17 protein-coding genes and 2 pseudogenes are annotated in these 25,024 nt (G+C 67.9%); 13 read left to right on the top strand and 6 right to left on the bottom strand.

From position 1 onward, the window contains the following. Positions 1–101: 101 nt before the first annotated feature. From SSPN_RS0108845 to SSPN_RS0108835, 3 genes are all read left to right on the top strand, one after another. Positions 102–1,364: a sensor histidine kinase gene (locus tag SSPN_RS0108845; protein ID WP_029535126.1), complete on the top strand. Its 1,263-nt coding sequence runs from the start codon at positions 102–104 to the stop codon at positions 1,362–1,364. After that, the gene (locus tag SSPN_RS0108840) at positions 1,357–2,016 is read left to right on the top strand and encodes a response regulator (RefSeq protein WP_010693705.1); all 660 of its coding nucleotides are present in this window, start codon (positions 1,357–1,359) and stop codon (positions 2,014–2,016) included. Before SSPN_RS0108845 ends, SSPN_RS0108840 begins: the two co-directional genes overlap by 8 nt. Positions 2,017–2,680: 664 nt before the next feature. Further along, on the top strand, positions 2,681–3,469 hold the full coding sequence (locus tag SSPN_RS0108835; protein WP_010693704.1) for a S1 family peptidase: 789 nt from the start codon (positions 2,681–2,683) through the stop codon (positions 3,467–3,469). Positions 3,470–3,517: 48 nt separating this feature from the next. Here the strand turns inward: SSPN_RS0108835 and ileS are convergent, their stop codons facing one another. Next, the gene (ileS, locus tag SSPN_RS0108830) at positions 3,518–6,649 is read right to left on the bottom strand and encodes an isoleucine--tRNA ligase (RefSeq protein ID WP_010693703.1); all 3,132 of its coding nucleotides are present in this window, start codon (positions 6,647–6,649) and stop codon (positions 3,518–3,520) included. A gap of 81 nt (positions 6,650–6,730) precedes the next feature. Here ileS and SSPN_RS0108825 point away from each other — a divergent pair, with 81 nt between their 5' ends. Then, entirely contained in the window at positions 6,731–7,642 is a 912-nt protein-coding gene (locus SSPN_RS0108825) for a pseudouridine-5'-phosphate glycosidase (protein WP_029535125.1), read from the top strand. 235 nt (positions 7,643–7,877) lie between these two features. Then, entirely contained in the window at positions 7,878–8,666 is a 789-nt protein-coding gene (locus SSPN_RS0108820) for an IclR family transcriptional regulator (RefSeq protein WP_010693692.1), read from the top strand. 45 nt (positions 8,667–8,711) lie between these two features. On the opposite strand, the gene SSPN_RS0108815 is transcribed toward SSPN_RS0108820, so the two are convergent. Beyond that, positions 8,712–9,494, bottom strand: a complete 783-nt coding sequence (locus SSPN_RS0108815) for a dioxygenase family protein (protein ID WP_010693690.1) — start codon at positions 9,492–9,494, stop codon at positions 8,712–8,714. Between the two features lie 78 nt (positions 9,495–9,572). Between SSPN_RS0108815 and SSPN_RS0108810 the strand changes: the two genes are divergently transcribed. Together SSPN_RS0108810 and SSPN_RS0108805 are read left to right on the top strand one after the other, a co-directional pair. Then, entirely contained in the window at positions 9,573–10,028 is a 456-nt protein-coding gene (locus tag SSPN_RS0108810; RefSeq protein ID WP_010693689.1) for a MarR family winged helix-turn-helix transcriptional regulator, read from the top strand. A 488-nt stretch (positions 10,029–10,516) separates the two neighbouring features. Next, complete coding sequence (locus SSPN_RS0108805) at positions 10,517–11,380, top strand: fumarylacetoacetate hydrolase family protein (RefSeq protein ID WP_029535124.1); 864 nt, start codon at positions 10,517–10,519, stop codon at positions 11,378–11,380. A 131-nt stretch (positions 11,381–11,511) separates the two neighbouring features. Here SSPN_RS0108805 and SSPN_RS0108800 read toward each other — a convergent pair whose 3' ends face one another. Then, positions 11,512–12,072 (bottom strand): hypothetical protein, encoded by a 561-nt coding sequence (locus SSPN_RS0108800; protein ID WP_010693687.1) that lies wholly within the window; start codon positions 12,070–12,072, stop codon positions 11,512–11,514. Positions 12,073–12,371: 299 nt separating this feature from the next. On the opposite strand from SSPN_RS0108800, the gene SSPN_RS0108795 reads away from it, so the two are divergent. Then, positions 12,372–13,715, top strand: coding sequence for a LysR family transcriptional regulator (locus SSPN_RS0108795; protein ID WP_337466323.1), 1,344 nt, complete (start codon positions 12,372–12,374; stop codon positions 13,713–13,715). A 61-nt stretch (positions 13,716–13,776) separates the two neighbouring features. Here SSPN_RS0108795 and SSPN_RS43125 read toward each other — a convergent pair. Then, positions 13,777–14,611 (bottom strand): annotated as a pseudogene (locus SSPN_RS43125) (transposase family protein). Positions 14,612–15,360: 749 nt separating this feature from the next. Between SSPN_RS43125 and ltrA the strand changes: the two are divergent. From ltrA to SSPN_RS0108775, 3 genes are all read left to right on the top strand, one after another. Next, complete coding sequence (gene ltrA, locus SSPN_RS0108785; RefSeq protein WP_101376449.1) at positions 15,361–16,611, top strand: group II intron reverse transcriptase/maturase; 1,251 nt, start codon at positions 15,361–15,363, stop codon at positions 16,609–16,611. Positions 16,612–16,917: 306 nt separating this feature from the next. Beyond that, positions 16,918–19,755 (top strand): penicillin acylase family protein, encoded by a 2,838-nt coding sequence (locus SSPN_RS0108780; protein ID WP_010693680.1) that lies wholly within the window; start codon positions 16,918–16,920, stop codon positions 19,753–19,755. Between the two features lie 134 nt (positions 19,756–19,889). Continuing rightward, positions 19,890–21,146, top strand: coding sequence for a M20 family metallopeptidase (locus SSPN_RS0108775; protein ID WP_010693678.1), 1,257 nt, complete (start codon positions 19,890–19,892; stop codon positions 21,144–21,146). A gap of 59 nt (positions 21,147–21,205) precedes the next feature. Here the strand turns inward: SSPN_RS0108775 and SSPN_RS50665 are convergent. Continuing rightward, a pseudogene (locus SSPN_RS50665) lies at positions 21,206–21,466 on the bottom strand (mycothiol transferase); the annotation flags it as partial. 854 nt (positions 21,467–22,320) lie between these two features. On the opposite strand from SSPN_RS50665, the gene SSPN_RS50660 reads away from it, so the two are divergent. Together SSPN_RS50660 and SSPN_RS54455 are read left to right on the top strand one after the other, a co-directional pair. Further along, on the top strand, positions 22,321–23,535 hold the full coding sequence (locus SSPN_RS50660; RefSeq protein ID WP_010693671.1) for a helix-turn-helix domain-containing protein: 1,215 nt from the start codon (positions 22,321–22,323) through the stop codon (positions 23,533–23,535). A gap of 293 nt (positions 23,536–23,828) precedes the next feature. Beyond that, positions 23,829–24,038: a hypothetical protein gene (locus tag SSPN_RS54455; RefSeq protein WP_143539489.1), complete on the top strand. Its 210-nt coding sequence runs from the start codon at positions 23,829–23,831 to the stop codon at positions 24,036–24,038. 237 nt (positions 24,039–24,275) lie between these two features. Here SSPN_RS54455 and SSPN_RS0108745 read toward each other — a convergent pair whose 3' ends face one another. Then, on the bottom strand, positions 24,276–24,974 hold the full coding sequence (locus SSPN_RS0108745) for an SdrD B-like domain-containing protein (protein WP_044573656.1): 699 nt from the start codon (positions 24,972–24,974) through the stop codon (positions 24,276–24,278). Positions 24,975–25,024: the final 50 nt, after the last annotated feature.

Raw genomic sequence — 25,024 nt, 5'->3', positions numbered from 1 at the left:
AGTTGTTCCGCCCGGCGGCAGGCGCAACTTTCGTATATGCCTCGTGGCCGCGAGTGGTTTCTTCGCCGATTCCCAACACGCGGTTAACTACGGTGGTCCACGTGAAGCGCCCGTTGTGGCGGCTGCTGTGGAACTCCAAGCAGGAGGCCGCGTTCGACGTCGGCCTCGTGATCGGATTGCACCTGCTCGGCCGCGTCCTCGAAGCCCTCTTCCCCTCGGATACCCCGCTCGAGGCGTACGACTGGGTCGGCGGGCTTTGGATGGACGACCTGCTGATGACCGGGTTGTCCCTGTCGTTGCTGGCCAGGCGGCGCTTCCCGGTGGCGATCATGACCTTCAACACGGCGCTGTCGATCGCGCAGGTGCTGCTGATCGAGTTCGGTCCGGGGCCGCTGCTCGCGATCAACCAGGAGAGCGACCCGTGGATCCCGGGCCTCACGCCTTGGGTCATCTACGCCGTCGCGGCCTATTCGCAAGGCCACGTCAAGCAGTTCCTCGCCTGGGGCATGGTGGCCATCACCACCGTGCTCGCGGTCCGCCCCTGGGAGCAGTTGAACGGCAACGTCATCGTCGTAGGAGTCGTCTGGACGATCCTCCCGGCCGTCATGGGGCTCTACAGCGGCGCGCGGCGCCGCCTGGTGCAGGCGTTGCGGGAACGCGTCGAGCGGGTCGAGTACGAACAGGAACTGCTCACCGAGCAGGCCCGGGCCGACGAGCGGACCCGGCTGGCGACCGAGATGCACGACGTCGTCACGCACCGGGTCAGCCTCATGGTGCTGCAGGCGGGGGCGCTGGGGATCGCGGCGAACGACCCGGAGACCAGGCGGGCGGCGGAGGAGCTGCGCACCAGCGGCTGCGCGGCGTTGGAGGAGCTGCGGGACCTCGTCGGCGTGCTGCGGCGCGGCGCGGCGGACGAGGACGGCCTGCCGGACGCGACCCCGCCGACCGAGGTGCCCGACATGGCGGAGCTGATCGGGCAGTCCGAGGCCGTCGGCGTGCCGGTGGAGTTCACTGTGGACGGTGATGTGGCGATGGTCTCGGCGGCGGTGGGGCGGACGGCGTACCGCGTCGTGCAGGAAGCGCTGACGAACGTCCACAAGCACGCGTTCGGGGCCCGGGTGAGCGTGCACGTGATCTACAGCGACGACCGGTTGCGGTTGGTCGTCCGCAACACCGAGCCGCCGGGCCGCGCCGCCGCTGACCTGGCGGGCAGCGGATCGGGGTCCGGACTGCTGGGGCTGCAACAGCGGGTGGAACTGGTCGGCGGTACGTTCCACGCCGGGCGTGGTGCCGACGGCGGCTTCGAGCTGGACGTGGTGCTTCCTGCTTACGTGCCCACTGGGGAGGCGGTCGGCGATGAGTGATGCGATCCGGGTCGTCGTGGTGGACGACGAGCCGATGGTCTGCGCGCACCTGCGCACCATCCTCGGCTCCGCCGACGACATCGAGGTGGTCGACGACGCGCAGGACGGCGCGGCGGCCGTCGAATGCGTGGTGCGGCACCGGCCGAACGTGGTGCTGATGGACCTGCGGATGCCCGGCGTGGACGGGCTGACCGGCATCGAACGCATCTGCAAGTTGCCGGACCCGCCGGCCGTGGTCGCGCTGACGACCTTCGACGCCGACAAGTACGTGCTGCGCGCGCTGCGGGCCGGCGCGGCCGGGTTCCTGGTCAAGTCGACGCCGCCGGAGGACCTGATCGGGTTGGTGCGGGTCGCCGCCGACGGGCACACGGTGCTCTCCCAGGAGGCGAAGAAGCGGCTGCTCGCGGCGTCCGCCAACGAGCAGAACACCCGGCAGCGGGCCGTGGAACTGGTGCGGGACCTCACCGATCGCGAGATCGAGGTGCTCACCTGCCTGGGACAGGGGCTGTCCAACGCGCAGATCGCCGAACGCCTCTACCTGTCGGAGGCGACGGTGAAGAGCTACGTGTCGCGGATGCTGGTGAAGCTGTCCTGCGCGAACCGGCTCCAGGCCGGGCTGCTCGCCTACGACGCGGGCCTGGTGCCGAGGTAGTCCGCCCGGTCCCAGCAGCGGTTACGCCGAGAGGTTCAACGCTCAACCGAGAAGGCTGCGCCGATTGGCTCTGGAATATTCCGCCGAAGATTGGGTAAACCATGACGTAGCACGTTCCGATCAAGGCGTCGGGGCCTTGGAGCGTGCTTGCCATCGGTTCGGGGATCGATGGCGAACACCGGTCGGAGGGGTCCGGCCGAGGTTGAGGTGTCCCCGGTGCAATTCGGGGTGCACCGGGGACATCTACAAGTTCCCGGATTCCAGCCTCGTCCTGCTTGGCGTTGCAGGCGGCGGAATCTCAGACGCCGCCTGGTCTCTGGGATCCCGATTAGCGTATGACCAATGCGCGGCTTCGGGACTGCGTTGGGTGCGTTGAGTGTTCGCCGGGGCCTCTGAACTCTGGGCTGTGCGGGCGATTGGGCTTCGGTGCGTGCCTTGGCCGTGCTGGATCTGCTCGTGGGCAACGGAAAGCGGTCGTCGCCAGCCTTCGAGGTGTGGAAAGTGGTTGTGCGGAGTGGTTAAAACGGCAAAATCGGAGGCTATCCAGGTAGACGCGGGCGCCGATATCGTTTCGATCAGGTTCGTCGCTGTGCGTAGCGGACCCGGCGGAAGGCAGGCCGCCGGGCCTGCTGCGCAACGACCGATGGGACAAGGAGAAGCAACGATGGTCGATGCCACACGTCGCCTGGCCCGGCTCGGCGTAGTCACCGCGATCGCCGTCGCCGCGCTTACCACGGCCTCCGTCGCGCAAGCACAGCCGCCGGACGTCACCCCGTACATCGTCGGCGGCGAAGACGCCAACATCGCCGACCACCCGTTCACCGTCGCGCTGTTGACCCCGAGCGGTCAGCAGTTCTGCGGTGGCTCGCTGGTGGCGCCGAACAAGGTGCTCACCGCCGCGCACTGTACCGTCGGCTCGCAGCCGGCTGACATCAACGTGGTCAGCGGCCGCACCGTGATCAGCTCGGGCGAGGGCACCGTTTCGAAGGTGACCGACGTCTGGGTGCACCCCGAATTCCAGGACGCCTCGCAGGGCTTCGACGTCTCGGTGCTCACCCTCGAAGCGCCGGTGCAGGAGACCCCGATCGAGCTGGCCAAGGCCGATGACCCGGGCTACGCGCCGGACGGCCAGGCGACCATCCTGGGCTGGGGCAACACCTCCGAGGGCGGCCAGCAGGCCGACAACCTGCAGAAGGCCACCTTGCCGGTGACCTCCGACGACACCTGCAAGGGCGCGTACGGCAAGTACAACCCGGTCGCCATGATGTGCGCCGGGGTGCCGGAAGGCGGCGTGGACACCTGCCAGGGCGACTCGGGCGGCCCGCTGGTCGTGGCGAACAAGCTGATCGGCGTCACCTCGTGGGGCGAGGGCTGCGCCCGCCCGGGCAAGCCGGGTGTGTACGCCCGCGTCGGCGCGTACTACGACGACATCCAGGCGCAGATCGGTTCCTGACCGACCAGCACCGGCTGAAGGCCGTGGGTGGTTCGCCGTCCACGGCCTTCACTGCGCTTTGCGCAACCAGACCGCCAGATCGAGCTCGGGTTCGGCGTACTCGACGAATTCCTCGGGGGCGCTGGCGGTTTCGGCGACGTCGACGGCCAGGACGGCGGCGGCGATCTCGTCGGCGTGTGCCAGCAGCGCCTCGCGGAGTTCGCCGGTCGCCCGCCAGCGCAGCGCGATCCGGTCCGCGATGTCGAGCCCGTCCTGCTTGCGGCAGTCCTGCACGAAGCGGATCGCCTCGCGGGCCAGCCCCGCGCGCTTGAGTTCCGGGGTGATCGAGGTGTCCAGCGCGATGATCATCCCGCGCTGCGACTCCACCACCCAGCCGGTACGCGGAACCTCGCTGATGATCACGTCATCGCTGGTGAGCGGCTCGGTCTTGCCGTCGACTTCGATCGCGGCGCGCCCCGTCGAGCGCAGTTCCCGGGCCAGCGCGGCCGGATCCGCGGCGTTGACCGCCGCCGCGGCCTGCTGGGTGCGGTTGCCGAATCGCTTTCCCAAGGCCCGGAAGTTCGGCTTCACCGACACGTCCAGCACTTCGCCCGCTGCGTCGAGCGGCTCGATGCCTCGCACGTTCAGCTCTTCGGCGAGGTCGGCGAGCAGCTCCGGCGGCAACGCGGCGCTGACCAGCGCGCGGCCCAGCGGCTGGCGCACCTTGATGCCGCTGCTCTTGCGCGCCGCGCGGCCGGCTTCGGCGAGCTGGCGCTCGGTGTCCACTTGAGACAGCAGGGCGCCATCGACCAGCGCGAGGTCCGGGAGCGGCCAGGCCGCCAGGTGCACCGACTCCGGCGCTTCGGGTGCCCCGGGGCGGACGACGTCCTGCCACACCCGCTCGGTGATGAAGGGCACGAACGGCGCGAGCAGCCTCGTTAGCACGTCCAGGCAGTCGTACAGCGTGCTCAGGGCGTTGACGTCGCCGTCCCAGAACCGCTGCCGCGAGCGGCGGACGTACCAGTTCGACAGGTCGTCGACGAACTCCGCCAGCGCCCGACCGGCGCCCGCGGTGTCGTAGGCCTCCAACCGCACGTCGACCTGCTCGGCGAGCCGGTTGACCTTGGCGAGCACCCAGCGGTCGAGGATCGGGCGCTCGGCGGGCGGATCGGCATCCTTTGGGATCCAGTCGACGAGCGAGGCGTAGCGGGTGAAGAACGACGCGGTGTTCCAGTACGTCATGAGCACCTTGCGGACGATCTCCTGCAGCGGCCCGTGCCCCACTCGCCGTGCCGACCAGGGCGAACCCGTGCAGAGCATGAACCACCGCAGGGCATCGGCGCCGTGGGCCTCCATCAACGGCAGCGGCTCCAGCACGTTGCCGAGGTGCTTGCTCATCTTCCGGCCGTCCTCGGCCATGATGTGCCCCAAGCACACCACGTTCTCGTACGCCGAGCGGTCGAACAGCAGCGTCCCGACCGCCATCAACGTGTAGAACCAGCCGCGGGTCTGGTCGATCGCCTCGCAGATGTACCGCGCCGGGTAGCTCTTCGCCAGCTCCGCGGCGCTGCCAGGGGCGTGCGGGTAGCCGAGCTGGGCGAAGGGCATCGAGCCCGAGTCGAACCACGCGTCGATGACTTCGGGCACCCGCGCGGCGGAACGCCCGCAGGTCGGGCAGGGGAACTCGATCTCGTCGAGGTAGGGCCGGTGCGGGTCCAAGTCGGTGAAGTCCTGGCCGGTCAGCTCGCCGAGCTCGGCGCGGGAACCGACCGTGGTGACATGTCCCTCCGCGCACCGCCACAGCGGCAGCGGCGTGCCCCAGTAGCGGCTGCGCGACAGCGCCCAGTCGACGTTGTTGTCCAGCCAGTTGCCGTAGCGGCCGTGCTTGACGTTCTCCGGGAACCAGTTCGTGCGCTCGTTCTCGCGTTGCAGCGCTTCCCGAATAGCCGTGGTCCGGATGTACCAGGACAGCTGCGCGTAGTACATCAGCGGCGTGTGGCAGCGCCAGCAGTGCGGGTATGGGTGCTCGAAAGTGCTGTAGCGCAACAGCAAATCGCGGTGCTGGAGGTCTTCTATCAGGACTGCGTCGGCGTCCTTGAAGAACATGCCGCCGACCAGCGGGACGTCGTCGGAGAACCGACCGTTGCCGCCGATCGGGTTCACCACCGGGAGGTCGTTCTCGCGGCAGACGGCGAGGTCGTCGGCGCCAAAGGCCGGTGCCTGATGCACCAGACCGGTGCCGTCCTCTGTGGACACATACTCGGCGAGCACGACCCGGTGCGCGTCCGGGATGTCGATCAGGTCGAACGGCCGCCGGTACCGCAACCCGGCAAGCCCGGTGCCGGGCAGCGTCGTGAGCACCTCGCCGTCCTCACCCAGCACCGCCTTGACCAGCGGTCCGGCCACCACGTAGGTGCCGCGCACGGTGCGCACCACCTGGTAGTCGACCGCCGGGTGGACCGCGACCGCGGTGTTGGACACCAGCGTCCACGGCGTGGTCGTCCAGATCAGCAGCTCGACGTTGTGGTGCCCGGCGACCGGACCGTCGACCGGGAGCCGCACGTACACCGACGGGTCGTGCACGTTCTCGTAGCCCTGCGCGACCTCGTGGTCGGACAGCGTCGTCTCGTCCCGCGGGCAGTACGGGGCCACCCGGTAGTCCTCGACCAGCAGGCCGGCGGTGAAGATCTGTTTCAGCGCCCACCACACGCTGTCCACGTAGCCCGGCGACATCGTCCAGTACGCCTCGGACAGGTCGATCCAGTAACCCATCCGCCTCGTCACGGCCTCGAACTCGCCGACGTAGCGCTGCACCGACTCCCGGCAGCGGGCGTTGAACTCGGCGACGCCGATGCGCTCGATGTCCGGCTTGCCGCTGATGCCGAGTTCCTTCTCCACGGCAAGTTCCACCGGCAGACCGTGGCAGTCCCAGCCCGCGCGGCGCGGCACGGAGAAGCCCTTCATCGTCTTGAACCGGGGGAAGACGTCCTTGAACGCCCGCGCCTCGACATGGTGCGTGCCGGGGGTTCCGTTGGCCGTCGGCGGGCCCTCGTAGAACACCCAGCGCGGACCGCCCGCCGACTGGGCGAGGCTGCGCTCGAACACCTCGCGGGCGCGCCACCACTCGATGATCTGCCGCTCCACCGCGGGCAGTTCGATCGTGGGTGCGACTGGCCGAAACGGCGTACCCGGCTGGTTCATCCCTATATGCTCACATCTTCGGGGCGTTCGGACCCGAGGAATTTTTCCGCGACGCTGGCTCCGGGCCCCGCCGCGGTGGAGGTGCGGATGTCGTTGCCGGTGGTATCCGGGGAAGTCCGGCGGGCCGTCGCGGAGGGGCGCCCGGTCGTGGCGCTGGAGTCGACGATCATCACCCACGGGCTGCCGCGCCCGGACAACGGCGAGGTCGCCCGGGCCGCCGAGCAGCAGGTCCGGGCCGCCGGGGCGGTGCCTGCGACGATCGGCGTCATCGACGGGGTCGCGACGGTCGGCCTGACCGGCGCGCAGCTCGACCGGCTGGCCGGCGACCGCGCGGCGGTGAAGGCGAGCGTCCGGGACCTGCCGATCGCCGCAGCCAAGGGGCGCAACGCCGGGACCACCGTCGCGGCGACGTCATTCCTGGCGCACCGCGCGGGAATCCGGGTTTTCGCCACCGGCGGGCTCGGCGGGGTGCACCACGGCGCGGCGACCAGCTTCGACGAATCCGCCGACCTGGTGACCCTGGCCGCGACGCCGCTGGTGGTCGTCAGCGCCGGGGTGAAATCCATTTTGGATGTCGCCGCGACGCTGGAGCGGTTGGAGACGTTGAACATCCCGGTGCTCGGTTACCGGACGCTGCGCTTCCCGGGTTTCTACGTCGCCGATTCCGGCCACGCGATCGAGCATTCCGTCGGCGCACCGGCCGAGGTCGCGGCAGTGGTGACGGCCCGCGACGAGCTGGGCCTGCGTTCGGCCGTGCTGGTGGCCAATCCGGTGCCGGCGGCCGAGCAGCTGGACCCGACGCTGCACGACCGGGCGCTGGCCGAGGCGTGGGAGCAGGCCCGGGAGCAAGGCGTCAGCGGCCACGACATCACGCCGTTCCTGCTCGACCGGATCCGCACCGCCACGGGCGGCCGAAGCCTGGCGGTCAACATCGCGGTGTACCGCAACAACATTGCCCTGGCCACCGAAATAGCCACCGCCCTGGCCGGGTAGAGGCCGAGCGGATCGGCTCGCGCGACGAACGCTGCGTGCCGACTCGGTGTTCGTTTTCGCAGGTCAAGTCCAACGAGTGAGATTGGGTTCCGTAGTCCCAGAACTACTCGCGGGCTTGGTGGATCAGCGCCGCCTGCGTCTCCTGGACGAGCTGCGCGGGCCCGGCTCGCCCGCTGTACTGTTCAGTAGGTCGTGCGGGGGAGCACGGCGGCAACGGAGCAGGAGGAAATCCGGCGTGAAGGCGGAACCGGCCACCGCTGAGCAGGCGGGCAGCGGGCAGAACGTGGTCAAATCCGCCGACCGGGCGCTGGTCATCCTCGAGCTGCTCTCCCGCGGCCGGCACCGGCTCAGCGACATCGCCGAAACCCTCCGGCTGCCGCTGTCCAGCGTGCACGGCCTGCTCGGCACCCTGGTGCACCGCGGCTTCGCCGAGTTCGACCAGACCACCCGCACCTACGGGCTGGGGCTGAAGGCCTGGACCGTCGGACAGGGCTACACCGGGCACCGCGACATCGTCGGCCTGGCGCTGCCGCTGATGGAGAAGCTCGCGCAGGAGACCGGCGAGACCGTGCAGCTGTCCCGGCTGGACGGCACCGAGAACGTCTACATCGCCATCGCCGAGTCGCCGCAGCCGATGAAGCTGGTGTCCGCGGTCGGAATGCGGCTGCCCGCGCACGCCGTCGGGCTGGGCAAGGCGCTGCTGGCCGGGCTGTCCGACGACGAACTGGAGCGCCGCTACCGCGACGTGGAGCTGGCGCGCTTCACCGAGAACACGGTGACCGATCCGACCGAGCTGCTCGCCGAGATCGAACAGGCCCGGGTGCGCGGTTTCGCCTTCGATGACGAGGAGTACATCATCGGCTGCCGCTGCGTCGCGATGCCGATCCGCGACCACTCGGGCGAGGTTGTGGCGGCCATGTCGGTCTCCGCGCCGACGCCGCGCTGCGGGCCGGACTGGACCGATGAGACCCGCGCGCCACTGTCCAATGTGGTCGCCTCCGTCGAGCACCAGCTCCGCCGCTGATCGGGCTTCGTGAGCGCGAAAGCCGGTAAGAACCGGTTTTCGCACTCACGAGCCGAACTGGATGGAGCGCTTGGCCAGGCCCCACCAGAAGCCGTCGATGGCGATCTTCTGCTGGTCGAGGTCCTTGCCCGCCGCGCCCAGCGCCACGAACAGCGGTGCGAAGTGCTCGGTGCGGGGGTGTGCCAGGCGGCCCGCCGGGGCCTTGTGCTGGAAGTCGAGCAGCGCGTCCACGTCGCGCGCTTCGAGGGCCCGCGCGCCCCAGTCGTCGAATTCCGTCGACCAGCTCGGCGTGGTCCCGGCGCGCAGTGCGGAGAGGTTGTGCGTGAAGAAGCCGCTGCCCACGATTAGGACGCCTTCGTCGCGCAGCGGTTCCAGCGCCTGACCGATGCGCATCAACCGATCCGGCTCCAGCGTCGGCATGGAGATCTGCAGCACCGGCACGTCGGCGTCCGGGTACATCTCCTTCAGCGGCACGTACGCGCCGTGGTCGAGGCCGCGTTCCGGGAAGTCCTGCACCGGCGTGTCCGGGCTGCGCAGCAGCGAGCGCACCCGGGCGGCGAGTTCCGGCGCGCCGGGCGCGGCGTACTGGACCGAGTAGTAGTGCTCGGGGAAACCCCAGAAGTCGTACACCAGCGGCACGGTCGTGGTGGCTCCGATCGCCAGGGGCGCCTCCTCCCAGTGCGCCGAGATGATCAGGATGGCCTTCGGCTTTGGCAGGTCGCGGGACCAGGCCGCGAGCTGGTCGGGCCACTGCGGGTCGTTGGCCAGCGGCGGCGCGCCGTGGCTGAGGTAGAGAGCGGGCATCCGGTCCGCCGCCGGTGCGGTCATGGCGATCCTCCTAGTTCGAATTTGAACCACACCCCAAGCTACGCTGTCGTTCGAATTTGAACAAGCTAGGGTGTTGGCATGACGGAACCGCGCTGGCTGGACGCCGAGGAGATGGCCGCCTGGAACGCCTTCGTGGAGGCGAGCAACCTGATCGCCCGGCGGATCGAGCAGCAGCTGCGCGAGCAGGCGGGGCTGTCCCACCCGCAGTACGAGATCCTGGTCCGGCTCGCCGCCGAGCCCGGCGGCGAGCTGCGCATGACCGAGCTCGCCCAGCGGGTGGTGACTTCGAAGAGCGGCCTGACCTACCAGGTCGCGCAGCTGGAGAAGGCCGGGCTGGTGCGCCGCCGGACCTGCGACACCGACGACCGGGGGGTCGTCGCCGGGCTCACCGGAGCGGGCCGGGAGAAGCTGCGCGCGACCGCGCCCGGGCATGTGGAACTGGTCCGCGCGAACCTCATCGACGTGCTCGACCGCGACCAGTTGCGCGCCATCGCGGAAGGGCTCGGCGCGGTGACCCGCGCGCTCCGAGCTTGACGGGGCGCACTGCCTCTTGGCCCAATCTCAAGTGATCGAACTCACCTTCACTTATGTGAAGAGGTGGCGAGCCGATGCGCGCACTGGTTTTCCACGGTCCGGGGTCGATCGCAAGATCCTCGTCCGGCCGGCCCGCCCGTGAGGTATTGCCTTCCGGGCCGGTTCCGTGGAGGGTCGGAGGGTTGCCGTTGCGACCTGGTCTCGGGGTGCACCCGCATCCCACCCGGCCGACCAGCCGTGACGGCAGTGCCGGAGGAAATCGCGTAGGCCGGGAGGGGCGGGTTGTTCAGCGCAAGTTCGCCGATCAGGCACGCGGCGTCAGCCGCTTTCTGCCACGGGCGCAACGTCCACCGCCGCAGGTTCTCAGGTTGTGCCCACCCCGCCGGGGTTCTCAGGGAGGACCTACCCCAGCGTGGCGCATTGGCGTCTGAGGTTCCGCTACCCGCACCGCTGCGCAAGCCGACCACGCACGTTCGAGAAGGAGCGAGATGAAGTTTCTTAGGTTGGGTCCGGTGGGTGCTGAGCGTCCGCACGTGGCAGACGACCAAGGCCGGGTATTCGATCTGAGCCCGATCACCAACGACATCGACGGTGAGTTCCTCGCCGGCGACGGCATCCAGCGGGCCCGCGCGGCGCTGGCCGCCGGCGAGCTGCCCGCGGTCGACGACGCCGGCGACGGCACCGGCCTGCGGGTCGGCGCGCCGATCGCGCGGCCGATGGCGGTGCTGTGCATCGGCCAGAACTACGCCGCGCACGCCGCCGAGTCCGGATCGGCCCCGCCGGAGGTGCCGATCCTGTTCTTCAAGCACCCGAACACGGTCGTAGGGCCGTACGACGAGGTGCTGATCCCGCGCGGCGCCGAGCGGACCGACTGGGAGGTGGAGCTCGGGGTCGTGATCGGCCGCCGGGCCCGCTACTTGGAAAGCGCCGAGCAGGCCCTGGACTGCATCGCCGGGTTCGTGGTGTCCAACGATGTTTCCGAGCGGGCGTTCCAGAAGGAGCACTCCGGCGGGCAGTGGTCCAAGGGCAAGTGCTGCGAGACGTTCAACCCGGTCGGCCCGTGGCTGGTCCCGGCCGACGAGGTCGCCGACCCGCAGGCGCTGCGGCTGCGCACGTTCGTCAACGGCGAGACGCGGCAGGACTCCAACACCGCGGACATGATCTTCGGTGTCGCGGAGATCGTCCGGCACCTATCGCAGTACTTGACGCTGGAGCCGGGCGACCTGGTCAACACCGGGACGCCGGAGGGCGTGGCGATGTCCGGGCGCTTCCCGTACCTGGCGGCCGGCGATGTGGTGGAGCTGGAGATCGGCGGCCTCGGCCGCCAACGCCAGCAACTCAAGTCGGCCTGAGAAGCACTCGCTTCGAGGCTCGTTCGCAGCAGGAAAGACGGAGGCCCGGCACCGAACCCCTTCGGTGCCGGGCCTCCGTCGTTGTGGAATTCCGCTGCGCCGACCCCCAGTGCGGCGCTGCCGATTCCAGATCAGGCGGCCAGCTTGCGGGCCTTGGCGTAGCGGTTGTTCGCCGGCAGCCAGCACAGCACGACCGCGATGATCGCGGTCGGCAGGCCGACGAAGCCCGTGATGTTCAGCAGCTGCGGGCCGTAGCCGAACGCCGTCGCCAGGTCGCCGAACAGCGACAGGATCGCGAAGCTGGTGATCAGGACGCGCGCCCAGGTCGCACCCTTGAGCGCGAACAGGGTGAACAGCAGCAGCGGCGCGGCGAAGGCGATCAGCAGGTGCGCGATGGAGACCACGCTGTCCCACATGTCAACGGACTTGGCGAGCTCGATGACGTCCTGGGCGCTGTCGGTGCCCGTGGTCTCCATGACCGTGTCGAGGTCGAAGACCTCGGGGTTGCTGGTGACGAGGTTGGTCGCGTAGCTCTCCGCGAGGCCGCGGCCACCGGCGAACACGTAGATCGCGCCGATCAGGCCGGATAACGCGGAGATCGCGGAGATGACCACCAGCACCAGCAGCGTGCCGGGCTTCTTGAGCGTGCTGGGTGCACCGGTCGCCGGGGGAGCGGTCTGGGAGTACGTCACGGCTTGTTTCTCCTTGCCGGGCTTCAGAAAAGGGGATGAAGTTCGGGGGATAAGGGGTGGCGCCGTCACCTGGACCCGCGTCCGCGGGTGGCACCGACCCGGCTGGCCGGGGTGGGGTCGCCGGGTGGCCGTGGTCCGTTCCCGCGCGGAGCGTGTGCCGGGGGAGCCGGTAGCCGTGTCGACCGCCGCGCGACGCTCCCGTTGTCCGGCGCTGCGCACCGCAGAGCGGGCCCACGCGCTGCGGGAATAGACCTCGTCCGACGCTGCGCCCGGGTAGGACGCGGCGGTGGTGGGTGCGCATGATGCTTCGCGAATCCTCTCCAAGCAGGCAGCAGTGTTTACGGCACCGCAGCCCGCGTCCGTGCGAATTGCCCCGAGTTCACCGGACCGTGCGAACCGGCCCGGGCGGTCGACGATGTGCCGCTGCTGGGGGCGAGGCAGATCATTACACCGCGCCGCACGGGTTTCCAGCACTTTCCGGAAAAATTCCGCAGATCATTAGTTCTGGCATGCAGATCAGTTCGGCGCACTACACTCCGGCGAGAAAGGGAAGAGAGAAGGAAGCAGCCGTGCCGTTAGCCGGAACCGCAAGCTTGCCCGCGACCGACCTGCGCAGCCGCCTGCTGCAGTCACCGGCTGCGCTGCTGGACACCACAATGGACCAGATGCGGACGCTGGTCCTGGTGCACGAGGTGGGAACCGCGCTGGCCGCGGCGCGATCGCTCGGGCGGGAGCAGTCCAGCGTGCAGAAGCAGCTGGACACGTTGAACCGGAACTTCAAACAGCTGTGCGGAGAACCACTCGTCGTCAAGCAGGGGCGCGGAAAGAAGGTGTTGTTCACCGCCACCGGTGAAGCCTTCGTGGAGATCGCGCGGGACACCTTGGCGGACTGGTTGGACGGCGTTCGCGAATCGCGACGACTTCGCGGTGAAACGGTTACTGTCGGCACCACTCGTTTCACGCTCGGTTTCCTCGCCAATGCGGGAGAACACGTGGCCGAGGAATTCCAGGAACGCGGAATCGATTTGCGCGTCACGCACTTGCGGACCCGCGAATTGCTGGACGCATTGCGCACGAAGCAAGCGGATCTGGTCTGCGGTAGCGTGCTGATCGCCGAGGACGACTCGGTGCTGGCCGAATTCGACGTGATGGAGTGGCGGCGCAGCGGTCTGAGCCTGGTCACGAACTTATCCGGCGAACAGTTGCCGAACCGCGTGATGCGCGCGAGTGAACTGCACGCGGTGCCGCTGGTGGTGCCGGCGAGCGGACTGATCTCCGGATTCCTGCACGGCTGGTTCGGCACCGACTTCCGCGACAAGCTCGGTATCGCCGCCGAGATCGACGACGTCCGCTACGGGTTCGACCTGCTGCGTTCGGAGCTGTTGTACGGGTGCATGATCGTCACGCAGGGGGTGGGCGAGGCGGCTGGCGACGGTCGGCTGCCGGAGGGCCAGGGCCTGCGCACCATCGAGCTGGTGAACGACGTCGGGCCGAAGATGCAGGTGCTGGTGGGAGCGTTCACGCGCCGAGGGGAGCGGCAGGGCTACTACGCCGAGCACCCGCTGAATCTACTGTGGACGGCGCTGGAGCTGGAGAACGCCAAGTGGAAGAGCGGCGAGGTGTCCCCCGCCAAGGCATCCTGACGGTCCGCAATTTCAATGGAAATCGAACCTCTGATTTCCATTGAGCTGATCTCAGTAGGGGCTATGCGAGTCGGCCGTGTTCGTAATGAGTGAGTACGAGTGCGGCTTGGACGATGGGGCCGATTTTGCGGGGGCTGGTGGTGAAGTGTCGTAGGGTGCGCCAACGGCCGGTGAGCAGGGCGAATCCGCGTTCGGCCAGGGCGCGCAGGCCGCGCAGCAGTTTGTTGTAGGTCTGGTTGTCGACGTCGAGTGGGCGGCCTTTGCTGGTTTTGGGATGTTTGATCGGGGTGAACACCCCGGCTCCGGCGCCCTGGTAGCCGCCATCGGCCAGGGTGGGCAGGTCGAGCTGGGAGTAGGCCCAGTACAGGGCCCCGAGGACGTGGTCTTCGGCGGCGGTGATGTCGTGCACCGACCCCGGCTCCACGTCGGAAACCCACAGCGGGAACCCCTTCGGGTCCATCACCGCCTGAATGTTGCCCGCTTGTTCGCGGGTTTTCCCGGAGTACCACCGGTCGATCTCGGTTCCTTTGACGCTGGTGATCTTTTCGCCGAGACGGTCGGAAGAGAAGTTTTTGCCGTCGAGAAGCACATAGGCGTCGCCGTTGTCTTTCGCGCGCTGCAGGGCCTCGTGCAGATCCGGGGCCTGCGCGGCCAGCGCCTCGATGCCCTCGTCGATATACCGGTAGCCGGTGGCACGGCCAACACCGTGATCGCGGGCCAGTGTGGTGATGTCGGGGCCCGCGAAACCACCGCAGGACCAGCACAGCCTGCCAGAACGTGGTCAACGCCCGGCGGCCCTTGCGGGTCCCTTTCCGGCGGCGTTCACCGCCTAGCAGCTTGCTGAGGAAGACCACCAGTTCACGGGGAACATCGAGTTTGGCAGAATACGTGACCACGTGGGGCCTTCCCTGGTCGAAGATCGTTTCTTGGTCGAACTTCTTCTACCAGGGACCCCACGTCCTACTCTCCCCAGTCCAGCCCTACCCGATCACACACCCAATCCGGCAGGCCGCCTTCAGACACCTCTTACTGAGATCACCTCTTGCGAACACGAACGCGGAAAGCGAGGTAGGGATCGATGGCAGCCTCGTGGACTGCGGTGCTGTACGGGAGATGGAGGTTGTTTGGCCCTCCGGAGCCGTCTTGCGGAAGACGGCTTCAAACCACCACGAGGGGCGTTGGCTGAAGACCGTCGTCTTGAGCGTCGTGGGAAAAGGCGCGGCAGTGACCGCGTCAGGTGTGGACCGGGAAGATGAGCGATGAACGTGAAGTTCTCTGCCGTTGACGTGTCGAAACTCAGTCAGACGACATCAAAACCGAGGCCGGAGGTGAGTCTCGGGATGAACCTGGGGGATATCCGCTTACTGCCCAGGTGGTGTCCGGCATATAGGCAGCATGAGCCCGGTCCAGGCTCTCGTATGGAACGTGTGAAGGCGTGCCCCGATACTGTCGCTGGCCGCGTGGCCGGGGGCGAGAGGGAGGACTCCAAGCGGCGGAATCCGCAAGGAGCAGAGTACCGAAGCGGGGACGCCGGCGGACTCGCCCGTAGTAGCTGTGATCCGCCTGCGTATCGCAGTGGGTTGGGGAGCGAAGGAGCGGGGTCGTTCGGGCTGGCGCAGGTGGTCAACCGCAAGGGAGGAACCGCGTGAGTCAGCCAGGGTTGCAAGGCAAGTCGTACGACATCCCCAAGCGGCTGATCTGGGCCGCGTGGCTGAAGGTGAAAAGTAACGGCGGAGCGGCCGGGGCAGATGGCGTGACGATCGAGCAGTTTGAGGAGAGGTTGATTGACAACCTTTTCCGACTGTGGAACCGCATGTCGTCGGGCAGTTATTTCCCTGGTCCGGTCCGAGCGGTGGAGATCCCGAAGAAGGGTGGAACCAGGATTTTGGGCATACCCAACGTCGTTGACAGGGTGGCGCAGACTGCGGCGGTGCTGATGTTGGAGCCGGACGTGGAGAAGATATTCCACGATGACTCCTACGGCTACCGTCCTGGGCGGTCGCCGGTAGATGCGCTGCGGGTATGTCGGCAGCGGTGCTTCAAGAAGGACTGGGTCGTCGATTTGGACGTCAAAGCCTTCTTCGACTCCGTGCCGTGGGATCTGATGATGAAGGCGGTGGCGCGCCACACGACCCAGCAGTGGGTCATGCTGTATGTGGAGCGCTGGCTGAAAGCGCCGATGCAGATGCCCGACCGAACTCTGGCCCACCGGACGAAGGGGACACCGCAAGGCGGTCCGATATCCCCGTTGATCGCCAACATCTTCCTGCACTACGGCTTCGACAGCTGGATGAACCGGGAGTTTCCCGGAGTCGGGTTCGAGCGGTTCGCAGACGATGTGGTGGTCCACTGCGTGACCGAACGGCAGGCGCACCAGGTGCGCCAGGCGATCGGTCGTCGGTTCGCGGAGATCGGGTTGCAGTTGCACCCCGATAAGACGTGCATCGTGTACTGCAAGGACGATCGGCGCCACTTGGCCTATGAGCAGGTGACGTTCACGTTCTGTGGGTACGCGTTTCGTCCCCGGAAAGCGTGGGACAAGGTTCGGGGCAAGGCCCGGACCGGATTCCTGCCCGCGGTGGCACCGGGGAAGCTGACTGATATGAGCCGCAAGGCCGCATCCTGGCGGCTGCATCGACGCACGACTTGGAGCCTGGATGACCTCGCCGAAGAAGTGAACCCGGCCTTGCGAGGCTGGCTGAACTACTTCACCGCGTTCTATCCGAGCGCGGTCGTCCCGATCGGCAAGCGCGTTGATCGCCATCTGATGCGCTGGGCAAGACGGAAGTACAAGCGGCTCGTACGCAGCGAAGCCCGGACGAGAGCGTGGTTGAAGGGTGTCCGGCAACGATCGCCCGACCTGTTCGCGCACTGGGCGCTGCGCTACACGACCTGACAACTGAACGGCACGAGCCGGATAAGCCGAGAGGCTTACGTCCGGATCTGTGGGGGACGGCGGGTGAAATCCCCGCCGTCTACCCGGCATTGAAATCGAACCTCTGATTTCCATTGAAATTGAGGGAGTTGTCCACAGGTTGTGCGAGTTGTCCACAGTCTGTGCAGTCGTGGTGCCGGTTTTCGCTGGTCTACTTGGGTTTTCGTGTTGGGCCGTTCGAGTCAAGCCTAATGTGAAAGTATTTCATTCTTACTCCTGGGTAGTTATCGTCCGAGGTCGGCGACGACCTATCGGGAGGACCCTGGCATGTCGCGACGATCGCCCAACCTGGCCGCGCTCAGCGCCGTGGCAGTCGTCGGTTCCCTGCTGATCGCGCCGGCCTCGACCGCCGAACCGGCGCCGGAACCCGTCACGGACTACTGCCGGGAGCAGTGCCACCACATCCTGCCGCCCGGCCAGAACGGCAACGCGACCTTCGCCGAGCTCGTCGCGCACATGCTGCTGGGCACCCGGCCGCCGCACTCCGACGACCAGCTCGCCAAGTACGACCGCCTCGCCGGCGGTTACTCGGAGCTGACCACCGGAACCATCGACGAGTTCTTCAACGACAACTCGTTCGGCGTGCGGCCCGACAACGTCGAGCGGACCTACCAGCCGCGCGAAGATGTCACCATCATCCGGGACAAGACCGCCGGAATCCCGCACATCTACGGCACCACCCGGTCCGGCACCGCGTACGGCGCGGGCTTCGCGACCGCCGAGGACAAGCTGTTCCTGATGGACGCGATGCGTCGCGCCGGGCGCGGCGAGGTGACCCCGTTCGCCGGCGGTGCCCCGGCCAATCGCCAGCTGGAACAGCAGTTCTTCTCCGCCTCCCCGTACACCGAGCAGGAGCTGCAGCAGCAGATCGACACCGTTTCGCGCTTCGGGGAGCGCGGCCGCCTCGCCCTCGAAGACGCCAAGTCCTATGTGGACGGAATCAACGAATACATCGAGAAGTCGCACAGCGGGCGCTACTTCCCCGGCGAGTACGTCGCCACCGGCCACGTCGATCCGATCACCAACGAAGGCCGGATCGAACCGTTCAAGGTCACCGACCTGGTCGTGCTGGCCTCGCTGGTCGGTGCCCAGTTCGGCGGTGGCGGCGGGCACGAGGTACAGAACGCGGTCGCGCGGATGTCGCTGCACGAGCAGTTCGGGCCGGAGCGCGGCGAACAGATCTGGGCAGCGTTTCGCGCCGAGAACGATCCCGAAGCCATCAGCACCATCCACGACGGGCAGGCGTTCCCGTACGGCGGCTCACCGGCGAACCCGCGGGGCGTCGTGATTCCGGACCCCGGTTCCGTTTCCGCCCAGCAGCTGATCTTCGACCCGACCGGCTCGGCCGCCGAAACCCCCGAACCGGCCGCCCGGCCCGAATCGGTCAACCCCCGCCCGGCCACCGACGATCCGGTGGAAAGCCTGCGCGGCATCTTCGACGACGGCGTGGTGCCGGGCGGCATGGGGCAGGAGCGCGGCATGTCCAACGCGCTCGTGGTCTCCGGCGCCCACACCGAAAGCGGTCACCCGGTGGCGGTTTTCGGGCCGCAGACCGGCTACTTCTCGCCGCAGCTGCTGACCCTGCAGGAACTCCAGGGGCCGGGCATCTCGTCGAAGGGCGCCTCCTTCGCCGGGCTGAGCTTCTACACGCTGCTCGGCCGCGGCCAGGATTACGCCTGGAGCGCCACCACCGCGTCGCAGGACATAATCGACACCTACGCCGTCGAGCTGTGCGAACCGGACGGCCGCCCGGCCACGAAGGACTCCAACTCCTACCGCTTCCGCGGCGAATGCCTGCCGATGCAGACCGTGGAACGCGAGAACGCCTGGCAGCCGAACCTCGGCGACGACACCCCGCAGGGCTCCTACCGCCTGGTGTCATTCCGCACCCGCTACGGGCCGGTGACGCACCGGGCGACCGTCGACGGCAAGCCGGTGGCGTTCGCCCGCGCCCGCTCGACGTTCCTGCACGAGGTCGACTCGATCACCGGCTTCCAGAAGTTCAACGACCCGTCCGCGATCACCTCGGCGCGGGACTTCCAGCGCGCCGCCCACGACATCAGCTACACCTTCAACTGGTTCTACGCGGACGCCACCGACACGGCCTACTTCAACTCCGGGGCGAGCGTGGTGCGCAAGCCGGACGTCGACCCGAGCATGCCGATCGCCTCCGACCCGGCGTTCGAGTGGCAGGACTGGAACCCGGCCGACAACTCCGCCGCCTACACCCCGTTCCAGGAGCACCCGAATTCGGTCAACCAGGACTACTACATCAGCTGGAACAACAAGCGGGCGCCCGGCACGGCCGGCGACCGGGCGGAGAAGGGCGCGGTGCAGCGCGGCGACCTGCTCGACCGCCGCGTGGCCGTGCACCTCGCGGCGGGCGGCAAGTTTAACCGCGTCACGCTGACCCAGGCGATGGCAGACGCGGGCGTCACCGACCTGCGCGCCGAACGGGTCCTCCCGGACCTACTGCGGCTGATCGACACCCGGCCCGTCGCCGACCCGCAGGTGTCGGCGCTGGTCGACGAGCTGCGCGCGTGGCTGGCCGACGGCGGCAAGCGCGTGGAGACCGAACCGGGCAGCAGAGATTACGCGCATGCCGACGCGATCGAACTGCTGGACGCGTGGTGGCCGTTGTTGGTGCGCGGCGAGTTCGAGCCCGCCGTGGGCGGCGCGGCCTACCAGGCGATGACCGACGTGATGCAGATCAACGAGTCGCCTTCGGGCTGGCAGAACGGCGAACCGGGCCGGCACGTCGGCCAAAGCCACCAGGGTTCGTCGTTCCAGTTCGGTTGGTTCGGCCAGGTGTCCAAGGACATCCGCGCGGTGCTGGGGGAGCCGGTGCCCGGCGGGTTCGGCGAGCCGCTGTGCGGCGGCGGAAACGCGGAGGCCTGCCGACAAATGCTGCTCGACACCCTGCAGCAGGCGGCAGCGATCCCGGCGGCCGAAACCTACCCGGGCGACGCCGACTGCACGCCCGGCGACCAGTGGTGCGCGGACGCGATCCTGCAGACCAAGATTGGCGGCATCGCCCAGGAGAAGATCAGCTGGCAGAACCGCCCGACCTACCAACAGGTCGTGGAGTTCCCCGCCCACCGCTGACCAGCTCCACACTCGCTGGGAGGCCTCGCGACCGGCTTGGTCGGTCAAGGATCCCCTCGCTTGCCGAACGGTCGGGAGGTGTGGTGCGTGCGGGTGACCACGCATAACGTGAGGGCCGACGAACGGAGGGTGCTGTGGGCGATCTTGGGGCCGTGCTGGGCCGACTCGACGACATCCGGGGTGATCTCACCGATCTCTACAAGGACCTGCACGCGAACCCGGAGCTGTCCTTCGCCGAACACCGGACCGCCGCGGAGGTCGCGCGCCGGCTGGAAGCGCTGGGCCTCGAGGTCACCACCGAGGTCGGGCGCACCGGCGTGGTCGGCGTGCTCCGCAACGGCGAGGGGCCGACGGTGCTGCTGCGCGCGGACTTCGACGCGCTGCCGGTCCTGGAGCAGACCGGCCTCGACTACGCCAGCACCCGGCGCGGCACCGACCCGGACGGCAACGACGTCCCGGTGATGCACGCCTGCGGCCACGACATGCACGTCACCTGCCAGCTCGGCGCGCTGGACCTGCTGGTCGCGGCCCGCGACCGGTGGGCGGGCACGATCGTGGCGGTCTTCCAGCCCGCCGAGGAGATCGGTGCCGGGGCGCGGGCGATGATCGACGACGGCCTCTTCGGCCGGTTCCCCAAGCCGGACGTCTGCCTGGGCCAGCACGTCTTCCCGTTCCCGTCCGGCTCGGTGGGCATGATCAGCGGCCCCAGCATGTCCGCCGCCGACGGCATCAAGGTCACCATGTTCGGTCGCGGGGCGCACGGCTCCCAGCCGCAGAACTCCATCGACCCGGTCGTGATGGCATCGGCGACCGTGATGCGGCTGCAGACCGTGGTTTCCCGCGAGGTCGCCCCCAGCGACACCGCCGTGGTCACCGTCGGCGCGATCAAGGCGGGCACGAAGGACAACATCATTCCCGACCAGGCCGAACTGCGGGTCAACATCCGGTCCTTCGACGAGCAGGTCCGGGAGCAGGTGATCGCGGCCGTCAAGCGCATCGTGCGGGCCGAGGCGATCGCCGCCGGGGCCGAGCGGGAGCCGGAGTTCGAGCCGCTCCACGACTTCCCGGTGCTGGTGAACGACCCGGCGGCCACCGACCGGACGACGGCGGCGCTGCGCAAGCAGATCGGCGACCGGGTGCACCAGATGGACCCGGTGACCGGCAGCGAGGACGTCGGCATCTTCGGTACCGCCGCCGGCGTGCCCACCTGCTACTGGTTCTTCGGCGGCGCCGACGAGGAGAAGTTCCTGGCGGCGAAGCAGGCGCGCACCCTCAGCCGGGACATCCCGTCCAACCACTCGCCGTTCTTCGCCCCCGTCGTCGAGCCGACCCTGACGACCGGCGTGACGGCCATGACCACCGCGGCCCTGGAGTGGCTCGCCGACCGCTGACCACCGAGGATGCGGGACTTCGCGGCGAACTTCCGCGAAGTCCCGCACCCCGGGAAAAGTCACGCGCCGACGGTGCCGTCGATGCGCTCGCGCAGCAGGTCGGCGTGGCCGTTGTGCCGGGCGTACTCGGCGAGCATGTTGAACACGACCCAGCGCAGCGAGATCGGCTCGCCGGTGGAGCGGCGGATGCCGGTCTCGTCGAGCGATGTGGCGGCGGCGACGATCTCGCGGGACTTCGCACACTCCGCCCGCCAGGTCTCCAGCGCGGTCCCGAAATCGCCGCTCAGGTCGTCGAAGTCCTGGTTCGGATCGTTGTCGGAGCAGTGCGTCTCGGCCAGGTCTGTCGGGGGGGCTCGCTTGTTTGGAGAAGTGGGCGACGAAGGCGTTCTGGAGGCATGCTCCGAGTAGCGCAGCCGCCGCTTCGGGGTTCGCTTCCGCTGATCGCCCCCGCCGTTGTTCGGCGGCCAGGTAGGCCGCCAGCTTGTCGCGGACCACGTGGGGCCATGCCCCGTTGCTGCAACGTGTCCCGGTGCGCCGTCAGCATTGGCGGTCCAGAGAACAGCGACGCCGTGTTCGGGAACGTCCCGGTGTAGAAGTCGATCGCTCCTGCCGCGATCTCCTCCAGCGTTTCCTGCACGGCCCCAGCTGCGCTAGAAAACGGGGAACAGCTCGGGGAACCAGCACCGCCGAGGCGGCCTTGAAGGTGACGTGCAGCAGGACGATCAGCGGCGGGCCCTGCCGCGTCCGGCTGAACACCCAGGTGATGATGATGCCCAGCGTCATAACCACGATGACGTGGACGGTGTCGCCAGCCCCCTTGCGCGAGCCGACCGCGAACGGGGCCGTGAGTCTTTTGGGCTCCCATATTGGATGAATGGGTGATTTTGCAGGTCCGGGTCAGCGGTGGCCGATTTTCGATGAACCTTCCACATGGCACGCGAAACCGCTACCACCTTTCATCGGTTAGACACGCTGATAGTGACGCCAGACGTTGCCACTCCGGGCGGCCTCGCCAACTCGGCGGAACGGCAGCCCGTTTTGGGCTGTCACTGCATGGTCAACAGTCGCTACGCTCAGGAACCTCTCCGCCGAGGCGAACGCTCCTAGGGGACGCCCTAGCGGCATGGCGGGGAAGGGACCAGGCACCACCAGGCGACGAGGGCAGGTGGATTCAATGGCATCCGAAGACGAGCGCGCGCAAGTCGGCAACACCGTCCGTCACCTCCGCGAACGACGCGGTAAGAGCCGGGCCGCCATCGCCGGCCTTTTAGGGAAGTCCGAGGACTGGCTGAAGAAAATCGAGCGAGGGCAACGAGGCCTTCCGCTAGAGACCGGCGTGAAGCTCGCTCGGGTCCTTGGGGTGAAGGACCTCGCCGAAATCTACGGTCCCGAGGTGAGCGCGCCGGTGTTTCAGGCCGAGCGTCCTACACACCCGGGCGCTGAAGAAGTTGGGCACGCGCTTACGGACTACTTTCCGGCTGACCGCAACCCTGCTTCGCCACAATGGCTTCAAGCAGCTGCCACGCAAGCATGGCAGGACTGGCACGCATCTGAGGTACAACGGTCCGCCTCCGCGAAGGTCCTGCCTGAACTCATCCGGGCTGGCCGCAGTGCTTTACAAGCCCACGAAGGAACCGACCGAAGGCAAGCGCGTGCGGCCTTGGCTGACGTGATGCATCTCGGTCAGGCGTACCTCGCGTGGCAAGGTGACGCCCATCACTGGTACTGGCTGACAGTTGATCGAGGGCGATCCTTGGCCGAAGACGCTGACCTTCCCACCGCGTACGCGACTGGTCTGCTCTACTCGGCTTTCGCCCTCCGAGTCACTGGGCGTGAAGAACAAGCCGTGGACCAACTTCGTCAAGCCGCCGAGTCACTCGAACCGTACTTGGAGACCGGGCCGGACGACGCACGTGGGCTTTGGGGTGCGATTCAACTTGCCTGCGCTTCCACGAAAGCCCGGCATCTCGGCGACCCGTCGGCATGGGTTCACTGGGAGGACGCAAACCGCATGGTGTCGCGTCTGCCAGATGACTACGCACACCATCACGGTTTCAGCGCTGGCCATGTCGCGCTCCACCGAACTTGGCTCGCCCAGGCCCTGGGCGATGCTACGGAGGCCGTGCGGGCAGCAGAGGCAGTCGACATCGGAGCAATCCCGTCCCGGAACTGGCGTGCTTCGCATCTGGTCCACGTCGCCCGAGCACTCCACCAGCAGCGTGACAGCGGCGCACTGATTCCATTGATTCAGGCCGGAAGGCACTCGACCGAGGCAGTCCAGTTCAACTTGGCAGCCCGGGAACTTATCGGCGATCTCGCCCAGCGAGGCCCCATGTCGATCCGTACCGAAGCCGCCAAGTTCGCCGAACGGCTAGGTATCGCCGCTTAGCCCGATCGGGCGGGGACAGATTGTCCCCGGTGACATCAAGTCCCCCTCGCTCCTTTCCTTAGGGGCGAGGGTTTTCTCATGTCGCAATGGTTGTTTCTCCTGGCCGTCGTTCTGTTGCCGGGCGTGTTGTGCGGCTTCGGTTTACTGCTGTGGCGGCCGAGCGGCAGGACCTGCGCGACGCCTCCCGCTAAGCGCGGCACATTGCCCATCGGCGTGGCGCGAAGCGGGATCGTGGGGTCGGTCCCAAACATGGCGACCGCCCCCACCCCGGGCATCCGTGAGCAGGTGCAGCCGTGACCGGCGAAACCTGGACATCTCCCGATCGGGTTGCGCACATGGTGCGCCACCGAGTCACGCTCTGCGGCAAACCTGTTGTCCGCGGCGACAGCGACTACATCGCACGAATCGGATGCGATGACTGCGTGAAGAAATCCATTGCCGAATACGCCACCAACCATGACTGCGAGACGCACAAGGCATTGAGCCCAAGGCAGGTGCCGTAGTGACCAATACCAATGTGCGAAAACTCGTCTCCCAGAAAAACGCACGGCCCAGCCCGTCACCGTATTGCGGGGTAGCCACTCTTGGCCGGACGTCGCCGGTTCATGTGATGCGCGCCGAGGCGGATCGGTTCACGCGGATCTGCCCGGAACCATCCGGTTGCGTTGCTTGCCGTTTCCCGTGCGGAAGTCCTAATTGGACGGAACGTCCAAGCGCGCACGGCAACTGCCGTGGTCCGCCTACTTCGTGACCAGCCCGATGTCGAGGTTCGGGATCTGGTTGATCCTGCCGTCGGTCAGCGTGACGACGGCGGTCGCCGTGCAATCGACCGGGTCGGCGTCGGAGTCGGTCTCCGGCGCGCCGACGTGCTGCGGCGAGAACGCCATGCCCTCGGGCGGGACGAAGCGCAGGACGTAGGTGCTGGTTCCCTGGTTCGGCATCGAGTAGTGCCCGGTGCCGTCGGTACCGCTACCCCACCTGCCGATCCAGAAGGGGATGTTTGGCAGCAGCGGCTCGTCCGCCTGGCGTTGCCCGTCGGCGTTCACGTCGTGCCAGGTGACGCCGGTGATGTCACTACCGAGCTTGCCGAAGTCGGCGCGGGCGGTGCCGCCGGGGCGCACGTCGACGACGACCTCGCTGGGAGTGGTCATCTGGTAGCCGATCGGGTTGATGCCGACCCGGTACTGGCCGGGCGGCACGTCGGGAATTTCGTACGTGGCATCGGGATTCGTCCCAACCGTCGCCACCCAGCTGCCGTCCAGGTGGTAAAGCCCGACCGCGCTGCCGCCGCCAGGTTCGCCGGGCTGCCAAGCACCGTCGACGTTGCGGTCGAAGAAGTGCATTCCGTGCACGGCCCCGGTCGCCGGGTGGGCCGCCGGAATCGTCCCCAGCAGCGCTAGCGCGCCCGCCGCCACGAAGGCCGCGCTTCTCCAAGTCATCACGCCTCCGATCACAGCCGAAACTGGTTCTGCGGCGTAGACGTGCGGTC

The sequence above is a fragment of the Saccharopolyspora spinosa NRRL 18395 genome, from assembly GCF_000194155.1.
Classification (GTDB): Bacteria; Actinomycetota; Actinomycetes; order Mycobacteriales; family Pseudonocardiaceae; genus Saccharopolyspora; species Saccharopolyspora spinosa.
The sequence above is the reverse complement of the archived record's forward strand: the minus strand, read 5'-3'. Positions and strand labels throughout refer to the sequence as shown.